Annotated in this window: 3 protein-coding genes; 2 read left to right on the top strand and 1 reads right to left on the bottom strand. The window is 72.1% G+C overall.

Annotated elements, in window-relative coordinates; translation table 11 throughout:
• On the bottom strand, positions 1-859 hold an 859-nt coding region (locus tag FOE67_RS22560; RefSeq protein ID WP_498370712.1), incomplete at its 3' end, for a PA0049 C-terminal domain-containing protein.
• Between the two features lie 455 nt (positions 860-1314).
• Between FOE67_RS22560 and FOE67_RS22555 the strand changes: the two genes are divergently transcribed.
• Together FOE67_RS22555 and FOE67_RS22550 are read left to right on the top strand one after the other, a co-directional pair.
• Positions 1315-1584, top strand: a complete 270-nt coding sequence (locus FOE67_RS22555; protein ID WP_143620787.1) for a GlsB/YeaQ/YmgE family stress response membrane protein — start codon at positions 1315-1317, stop codon at positions 1582-1584.
• 104 nt (positions 1585-1688) lie between these two features.
• The coding region (locus tag FOE67_RS22550) for a PHP domain-containing protein (protein ID WP_323385309.1) at positions 1689-2525 on the top strand (837 nt) is incomplete at its 3' end.

Genomic DNA, 2525 nt, shown 5'->3' with positions numbered 1-2525 from the left:
TTGCTAAGAGACAGGTTGCCGGTGCCTCCCCGCCCTCCGCTTCCACCGCCGCGACCATCCGTTCCATCGGCAGGGTGCTCCGGGTCCACTGCGGACCCTCGGCGCCGTCCGGGCCGGGAGGCACCGGCACCGGGCCCGGGGCCCGCACCCCGGCGTTGTCCGGGGTGTCGCCGCGGCGCGCCCCGTTGAACGCCTCCAGGTCGAAGAAGCCCGGCCGACCCCGGCTGATGGTCATGAACAGGTCCACCCGGCGCGGCCCCTCCTCCAGGTACGGGGTCAGCGCCTCCTCCACGATTCCATCGGTGAAGTCGTGCCAGCGCACCGGCAGGATCACGCCCTCCACGTGCGCGGTGCGTCCGTCCGCCGTCCGCAGCGTGGTGCCGTGCAGGGCGAGGACGGCGGCGCCCGAGGGGTTGCCGCGCCGGATGTCGCGATCGAGTCCGAAGGGGTCGAAGCCGGTGATCACGACCCGCAGGCGTTCCCCACCGGCGGGCAGGTGGTTGCCGCCGATGCCGCGGGAGGAGCGTTCGAGGGCGGCGATCAGCGCGGCGCCGAGGGGATCGCCGGCGGGGTGACGTGCGCGCAGCAGCCGGACCATGGCCAGCCGGGTCCAGTACAGGGGGCGGTCGTCGCCGTCGGTCTCCCGGGCCCGGCGGGCGGCGTTGCGCCACAGCCGGCGGCCGTGGTGCCGCACGACGCGGAGGGCCTCCTCCTCGTCCCGCGCCGCGTCCAGGGCCCCGGTGAACGCGGTGACGGCGTCACCGTGGCCGCCGTGGCGCAGTACGCGGTCCGGTATCTCCCGGTCGAGCCGGGCCTCCTCGGTGAACTCTTCCGTCGTGGTCCCGCTGTCGGTGCTCAACGCCTCTCCCGAGGGGTGTTCCGTGATGGTGGTGTGAAGGTCGGATGGACTCGGTTGGGTCATCCGTATCAGGAAAGCGGGGAAACGGCGCCCCTCCTGCGTGAACCCGTTGCGGTGGTGTGGCCCCTCCGTGTCCGGATCGCCCGGGGGAGCGCTCCCGGGTGTGGATCGCGCGGTGCCGGGCACACGCCGATCCGGAACCGCCCCACCCGGTCGCGTCGGGCCGGCCGACCCGCGAGGGTCGGCGGGGTGCCGACTCCCCGAGCGGCACGCCGCAAACCCTCGCATAATCGGACATACAAGCCCGATGACGGTGACCGGTGGTTCCTCTGGCGCAGTTCCGCATCCGAGGCAAGGCGAAAATCGGCCAATTGCCTTCCGGGGGAGTGCGGCAGGGGAATCGGGGCAACCGACAGACGACCGGTACACGTCACAGCGACGAGAGGACAACTGTCATGGGCATCATCGCGTGGATCATCCTCGGTCTCATCGCCGGCGCCATCGCCAAGAAGGTGATGCCGGGCGATGGCCCCGGTGGCATCATCGTCACCATCCTCCTGGGTATCGCGGGTGCCCTGCTCGGCGGTTTCCTCGGCAGCGCGCTGTTCGGGGTGGACGCCGTGGACGGCTTCTTCGAGATCTCCACCTGGGTGGCGGCCATCATCGGAGCCGTCATCCTCCTCTTCCTGTACCAGCTGCTGACCGGCCGACGCTCGCGCGTCTGACCGACGTCTCCCGGCGGCCCGTTCCTCACCCCGGGTTCACCCACCCCCTCCAGAGTTCCGTGTGGCGCAGGTTCCACCCGTGAACCGAAGAGGGAGAAGTGAGAATGGGCCATGGCCACCCCCCGGGGCACGACCACCACCACGGTCACGATCACCACGACGAAGGCCGGCCGCTGCCCGCGGCGATGGACGCCTCCATCCCGGACAGCGAACTGAGCCCCGAGCAGCTCTCCCGCCGCGGCATCCTCCGCCGCGCGGGGTTGCTGGGGGCGGGACTCGCCGGCGCGGGCGTTCTCGCCGGCGCCGGCGAGTCCTTCGCCGCCGCGGGGGCCGGGGGTGCCGTCACGACCGGCACCGCCGCCGCGTCCGGCGCGTCCGCCAAGCCCGGGAAGAAGACGCTCTGGCTGGCGGGCGACCACCACATCCACACCCAGTACAGCTCCGACGCCCAGTACCGGGTCATCGACCAGGTCCGCAACGGCGTCCGATACGGACTCGACTGGCTGGTCATCACCGACCACGGCGGCGCCACCCACGCCCGCATCGGGGTGGAGAAGACCAACCCCGACATCCGCGCCGCCCGTGAGGAGATCCCCGACGCCCTGGTCTTCCAGGGCCTGGAATGGAACATCCCCGCCGCCGAGCACGCCACCGTCTTCGTGCACCCGGGGAAGAACGAGGTCGAGGTCCTCAAGCAATTCGAGACCGACTACGACGGCGGCGTGCGGGGGGCCACGGCCGACACCCCGCAGAACGAGGCCCTGGCCATCGCCGGGCTCGACTTCCTGGCCGAGCAGGTCCAGCGCAGGCGGGTGCAGGACGCCCTGATGCTCGCCAACCACCCCGCCCGCCGGGGCGTGGACTCCCCCCACGAGATCCGCAACTGGCGCGACGCCCAGCCGACCATCGCCGTCGGCATGGAGGGCGCCCCCGGCCACCAG

The sequence above is a fragment of the Streptomyces calidiresistens genome (assembly GCF_014141525.1).
Taxonomy (GTDB): domain Bacteria; phylum Actinomycetota; class Actinomycetes; order Streptomycetales; family Streptomycetaceae; genus Streptomyces; species Streptomyces calidiresistens.
The sequence above is the reverse complement of the archived record's forward strand: the minus strand, read 5'-3'. Positions and strand labels throughout refer to the sequence as shown.

Excerpts from the sequence above, each read along its gene's own strand:
- FOE67_RS22555 (WP_143620787.1), top strand. The coding sequence starts at position 1,315 with ATGGGCATCATCGCGTGGATCATCCTCGGTCTCATCGCCGGCGCCATC.